This is a genomic window from Oleiphilus sp. HI0128, from assembly GCF_001635365.1.
Window position 1 is genome coordinate 1 of record NZ_LWGG01000913.1, and the last position, 6,131, is coordinate 6,131.

Here is a 6,131-nt window from a genome sequence, read left to right on the forward strand (position 1 = left end):
GTCTACTTTGATGTCTAGGTGAAGCTCACCCATTCCGCGTAGAATTGTTTCACCTGAGTCTTCGTCAGTGTGAACCTGGAATGTTGGATCTTCTGCAACCATCTTACCGATCGCGATACCCATTTTCTCAGAACCGCCTTTGTCTTTAGGCTTAACAGCAATCGAGATTACTGGCTCAGGGAAGACCATCGCTTCAAGTGTACATTCGTGCTTGGGATCACAAAGTGTGTGACCTGTTTGAACGTTTTTCATGCCGACGATTGCAAGGATGTCACCAGCTTGAGCTGAATCTAGCTCGTTACGATCTTCAGCTTCCATCTCACACATACGGCCGATACGCTCAGTCTTACCTGTGAAGGAGTTAAGTACTGTGTCGCCTTTGTTCAGCTTACCTGAATAAACTCGGATAAAGGTAAGTGCGCCGAAACGGTCATCCATGATCTTAAATGCAAGTGCGCGGAATGGCTCGTCAACAGCAACTGTAGCAACTTCGCCAGTTGGCTCGCCCACTTCATCAGTCAATGGCTGAGGAATAACTTCTGTGGGTGAAGGCAAGTAGTCAACAACAGCATCAAGAATTAACTGGATACCTTTGTTCTTAAATGCAGAGCCACAGTAAGTAGGGAAGAATGTCAGGTCATTAGTACCTTTACGAATACAGGCTTTGATCTGTTCCGTAGTTGGCATTTCGCCTTCCATGTACGCCATCATGATGTCGTCATCAACCTCAACAGCTGTTTCAATCAACTGCTCGTGATACATGTCTACATCGTCAACCATATCGGCTGGAACGTCTTCTACTTTGAAGTTTTCAGGTAGGCCTGTGTCATCCCAAACATAAGCTTTCTTAGAAAGAATATCGACAACACCAACAAAGTCATCTTCGGTTCCGATTGGAAGAGTCATAACTAGCGGCTTAGCGCCTAGTACGTTCTCTACCTGGTCAACAACTTTCAAGAAGTCAGCACCTAGACGGTCAAGCTTGTTTACGAAGATGATACGAGCAACGCCAGACTCATCTGCATAACGCCAGTTTGTTTCTGATTGAGGTTCAACACCACCAGAACCACAGAATACACCGATACCACCATCAAGAACTTTCAAAGAACGATATACTTCTACTGTGAAGTCAACGTGTCCAGGAGTATCTATGATGTTCATGCGGTGATCATCCCAGAAGGTTGTGATCGCTGCAGACTGGATAGTAATACCACGCTCAGCTTCCTGCTCCATAAAGTCAGTTGTAGATTCACCATCGTGAACCTCACCAGTCTTATGGATCTTACCAGTTAGCTTTAGAATACGTTCTGTAGTGGTTGTTTTACCAGCATCAACGTGAGCGAAGATGCCTATATTTCTGTATTTGGATAGATCTGTCATTATTCTACTCAATAAGTTCAGGGCGGAAAAAAATTTGCGGTAGTATACAGGATTTTTTTCGAAAGTTTGAAAAAAAACGTAACATTTTATGCCTGGGCAAAAAATAGTCGTATTTAATTTATTTAGGCAGCTATTTTTTCTGCCATGGGCTGTTACATAAGTCGATATAAAGCGCTTCAACTTTGCTACGAGCCCAAGGGGTTTTTCTTAGGAATTTTAAGCTGGACTTAATGCTCGGGTCGTATTGAAAGCAACGAACAGGAATTCTATTGCCTAGTTCTTCCCAGCCGAAATGAGATTCAAGCTTTATAAGAATCTTTTCTAAAGTCATTCCATGAAGAGGGTCGTGGGACTGGTCATGCACCTTGTGTGTCTCGCTATATTATTCGCCGGTTTTAATCAGGTAGATACCATCACTCTCTATACGGATCTGCCGTTGTTTATAAAGTGTGCCTATTGCGGTCTTGAATGCTTTTTTACTGATTGAAAATGCATCGTATATTTCCTCTGGCTTACTCTTGTCAGAAAGAGGCAGGTAGCCTTCACTTTTTTCTAACCTGTCGAGCACTCTCTCGGCTAAATTTTCTATTTTCTTAAATCCGGGAGCATGAAGCGACAGGTCTACTTTACCGTCATTTCTAACTTGCTTGATAAAGCCTTTAACTTTTTGGCCAATCTTGAGGGGGCGGACGACATCACTAAAAAATAAAAGGCCCCAATATTGGTTGTCAATAACGGCACTGTAGCCTAAGTCCGTTGTAGCAGAGATTGCTAAGTCTACTTTTTGGCCTTGTTTATAATCGTTAGGGAGGCGACCAATATACTTGTTGAGTTTTGTTGACGCGGCAATGCGGTGAGTTTCTTCATCAGTGTATATGTATACAAGGTAAGACTTTCCAACTTCCATTGTCATATGTTGTTGGTTATAAGGTACCAGCAAATCCTTTGGTAGCCCCCAGTCTAAAAAAGCGCCGATATTATTTACATCCGTTACTTCTAAAAACGCGACTTCGCCCACTTGCGCCCGTGGTGTTTGGGTCGTGGCGATAAAGCGATCTTTGGAGTCAAGGTAGACGAAAACATTAAGCGGATCACCAACTTCACAATCTTCAGGCACATAGCGTTTTGGCAGAAGTATTTCACCAAGCCAGCCGCCTTGTAGGTAGGCGCCCTGAGGCTCGAATTTGATAACTTCTAATAAATTATTGCGACCGATTTTTGCCAAAGTATACGTACCTGTTCAGACAGATTTGAGGGAGTAATTTTCGCAGAGTGTACATCTCTTTTACGTCAATCACTAGGTATATTCCTAAAACTATATTAGTATTGTCTAATATAGTTAAGGTTTAATTGATGATGTGAGCTAAAAGAGGAAGGTTAAGTGAACAATAACGAGCCCTTGGTAATCGATTACTTTAGTGATGTTCTGTGTATCTGGGCGTGGATTGCCCAAAGACGAATTGAGGAAATGAAAGAAGAGTGGGGGGAGCAGGTTTTGCTGCGCCGACACTATATTAACCTCTTCGGCGATACGAAAACGCGAATGGCAAAACAATGGGGGGAGCGCGGTGGCTACGAAGGCTTCGGTCGTCATGTGCAAGATGCTGCGGCTCCTTATGATAATGCGCCGGTTAACCCGGAAATCTGGAAGACTGTGCGGCCAAAATCCTCTTTGAATGCGCACTTAGTCCTCAAGGCTTGTGAGCTAGCGTATAGCCCTCAGCGCTCTGCTGATTTAATGCTGTTAGTGCAAAAAAGTTTTTTTGTCGATAATCTGGATGTGGGCTTGCTTGATAATGTGCTCTTGCTGGCTAAGCAAAGTGGTATGGATAGCGATGCATTAAAAACCTTGATTGATGAAGGTGATGCGGCAGCACTATTGATGAGCGACTATCAGAAAGCAGCAGAACTGAATATTAAAGGCAGTCCTTCATGGATTATGAATAATGGTCGACAAGAACTCTTTGGAAACGTTGGTTACCGAATATTACGAGCCAATATTAAAGAGGTCTTGTCGAAACCGGGCTATGAAGCGAGCTGGTGCTAGTCTACGTCGGTGCCGGCTTCACCTTCTCCGATCACTTCTTTTTCTTTTAGGGCTGCTTCGTACCAATGCTTCATTGAAGGTAGGGTAAGCAAGCGGTCGATATAAGCTCTGCTGGTATCCGATACTTCAATTTGATAAGTCGCAAAACGGGAAGCAACCGGAGCAAACATGCAGTCGGCAATGGAGAACTCTCCAAACAACCAATCGCCATCATGGCGGTTGAGCGCATCTTGCCACATGCCGTCGATGCGTTGAATATCCTTAATGCAGTCCTCATGGAGGTTGACTTTACGAGTAGCCCGGCAGTTCATAGGCAGGGCGCTTCTTAAGGCTGGAAAACCTGAGTGCATTTCAGCGCAGTAGGCTCGGGCAGTGGCTCTGTCACTTGGGTCTTCAGGCCAGCCTTTACCTTTAAGATATTGCTCGGAAACATACTCACAAATTGCCAATGAGTCCCAGACTGTAAGGTCCTTACCTTCCTTGTCATCAATCAGTACAGGAACTTTGAAGGTGGGGGAGTAATCCGCGAGGCGCTGATGGGTATTTTCTTCAAAAAGGAATACTTTAATTTCGTCGAACGGGATGTCAAAGTGAGTCAGTAATAGCCAGGGCCGAAGTGACCATGATGAATAATTCTGATTACCAATAACTAGTTCCATATCTGTCTTCCTATTTTTAGTGTTTATCCGCCTGAACGTTTTACTTTGTAGCCTTGCTCAGTAAGAATCTTCAATAGCAGTTCACGGTGATCGCCTTGGATTTCGATATTTCCATCCTTCACTGCACCACCGACACCACATTTCTTTTTGAGCTCTTTGGCGAGACCTTTTAGCTCGTTGTTTTTTAGCAGTATTCCACTTAAGACGGTCACACCTTTGCCTTTTCGGCCTTTCGTGTCGAGGCTTACACGTACGATGCCGTCTCCCTCTGGAGTTTGGTCTGCAGAGCAAGTGCATTCGTCAATGGCTTGTTCACACTCTGGACAAGTTCGCCCTGTTTCGGTGGAGTAGACAAGTCGATTGTTTCTAGGCATTGCTTTTGCTCTCTTTGAGTTCCATATGTGAAGAATGTTTTAAATTACTTTTATTGAGGTGGCGCACCCAATACAGTGCACCCGTGCCAACTATTATATTAGCAAGGCTTGTGGCCAGATATATACCCGCGAGATCAAAAAAATTACCAAGCGCTAATGCCAAGGGAATAAAAATTACGATTAAGCGTAGAAGTGACATGACCAAAGAGGGCATTGGTCTGCCGATACCGTTAGCTGCTGACGAGCTCAGCATAATGATGCCAAGAAATAGATAGCTGATAGGCACTAAGTATAAGTAGAGGGTGGAGGACTCAATAACTGATTCGTCTGCCGAAAACAACCCGGTTAGAGGCTTGGCAAATAGCCATAAACAAACGCTTGCCCCCAGTCCCCAAAGTGCAACGAACTTGAAGCTCATCTTAAGTGCTTCGAAAACCCGGTCATGTTTTTCTGCGCCCCAATTTTGGCCAACAAAAGGGCCCATAATGGAGGTTAGCCCCATAATTACGACAAGAAAGATTGCTTCAATACGTGACGCAACACCAAAACCGGCAACAGACTCGGGGCTGAATCGGGCTACAAGCCAGGTTGTTATCGCGATTGAAAGTGGTGCAATTAGATTTGTTCCTACAGCGGGAACAGCTATTTTGAGGATTGCCTGCCAGCTTTGTAATACCCGGCCATAGCAGCTCTTAAGGCTCAAGAAGTCGAACTTCTTTATCAATACATACAAACCAATTACCAGGGCAATCGAATACGCACAAACGGTTGATATGGCAGCGCCAGCTAGCCCAAGTTTAGGGAAACCAAGCAAGCCGAAAATTAGAATGGGGTCTAATATCATATTCACTATTGCAACGCTTATCATAACCATGCTGGGTAGTTTTGTATTGCCGGCAGCGCGAATAGCCGAATTACCGACCATCGGTATAACCACTACAAAGCTGGCTAGAAACCAAATATCCATAAACTCATGTATGAGCTCAAACAAGTCCTGCGGTGCGCCAAGTAGGGTGAAGATCGGATCCATAAAATGGTAGCCAAGTACGGCAAAGCAGATGGCTACGATCAGGGCGATTAATATCGCTTGTGTGCAGTATGCTTGCACTAAGGTATGTTGTTGAGCCCCAATTGCACGAGCGATAACGGAAGAAGTTCCAATGCCAATGCCAAATGCCAGACTTAATAGGATAGAGATAATTGGAATGGTAAAACTCATTGCGGTGAGTTCGCGAGTGCCGAGTTGTCCGACATAATAGGTGTCTACAATGTTCATCGACATGATGGCCAAGATGCCGCCAATCATAGGAACCGTCATTTTGTAGAGCTGCTGGCTGATATTGCCTTCGGTAAGGTTGCGTTTTCTCAAAATATTAACGAATAGTTATACTTCAGTGTCGTAGGCTAGAGGATGNATAGAATCTTTAGGGGACTATATCACGAACTTCGATGAAAAGAGTGCTTAAAGGGAGGGGAGATCAGGGCGCGTCTTTTTGCTGTTCATTGGGTTTGCCCTCAGCTGGCGTTTCATCGGAGTTTTGTTTTGCATCACTATCATCGCTTGGTGCTTGCGTTTTGTGCTTATGTACCTGGCTCATTTTGGATCTGAGCACTTCCATCTGTTCCTCTTGAGTCTCAATCATTTCTTGTAAAGCATCTTCCTGCTCAGCG

General features: G+C 44.4%; 8 protein-coding genes. 1 reads left to right on the plus strand and 7 read right to left on the minus strand.

Annotated elements, in window-relative coordinates; genetic code table 11:
* From A3763_RS14850 to A3763_RS14860, 3 genes are all read right to left on the minus strand, one after another.
* Positions 1-1,380 (minus strand): translation factor GTPase family protein (locus tag A3763_RS14850; RefSeq protein ID WP_068760185.1); only part of this gene is annotated, 1,380 nt, incomplete at its 3' end.
* Positions 1,381-1,510: 130 nt separating this feature from the next.
* The gene (locus A3763_RS14855; protein WP_082865102.1) at positions 1,511-1,744 is read right to left on the minus strand and encodes a VF530 family DNA-binding protein; all 234 of its coding nucleotides are present in this window, start codon (positions 1,742-1,744) and stop codon (positions 1,511-1,513) included.
* An 18-nt stretch (positions 1,745-1,762) separates the two neighbouring features.
* A complete protein-coding gene (locus A3763_RS14860; protein ID WP_068507950.1) occupies positions 1,763-2,605 on the minus strand; it encodes a S1 RNA-binding domain-containing protein in 843 nt (280 codons plus the stop codon).
* Between the two features lie 156 nt (positions 2,606-2,761).
* Here A3763_RS14860 and A3763_RS14865 point away from each other — a divergent pair, with 156 nt between their 5' ends.
* Positions 2,762-3,427, plus strand: a complete 666-nt coding sequence (locus A3763_RS14865; protein WP_068507947.1) for a DsbA family protein — start codon at positions 2,762-2,764, stop codon at positions 3,425-3,427.
* On the opposite strand, the gene A3763_RS14870 is transcribed toward A3763_RS14865, so the two are convergent.
* The 4 genes from A3763_RS14870 to A3763_RS14885 form a co-directional block, all read right to left on the minus strand.
* Positions 3,424-4,086 carry a glutathione S-transferase family protein gene (locus A3763_RS14870; protein WP_068634021.1) on the minus strand — a complete coding sequence of 221 codons (663 nt, stop codon included), beginning with the start codon at positions 4,084-4,086 and terminating at the stop codon, positions 3,424-3,426. The genes A3763_RS14865 and A3763_RS14870 overlap by 4 nt on opposite strands.
* 23 nt (positions 4,087-4,109) lie before the next feature.
* Positions 4,110-4,460 carry a translation initiation factor Sui1 gene (locus A3763_RS14875; protein WP_068507944.1) on the minus strand — a complete coding sequence of 117 codons (351 nt, stop codon included), beginning with the start codon at positions 4,458-4,460 and terminating at the stop codon, positions 4,110-4,112.
* Positions 4,453-5,829: an MATE family efflux transporter gene (locus A3763_RS14880; protein ID WP_082870300.1), complete on the minus strand. Its 1,377-nt coding sequence runs from the start codon at positions 5,827-5,829 to the stop codon at positions 4,453-4,455. The genes A3763_RS14875 and A3763_RS14880 overlap by 8 nt, the downstream gene beginning before the upstream one ends.
* A gap of 109 nt (positions 5,830-5,938) precedes the next feature.
* The coding region (locus tag A3763_RS14885; protein WP_231872208.1) for a hypothetical protein at positions 5,939-6,131 on the minus strand (193 nt) is incomplete at its 5' end.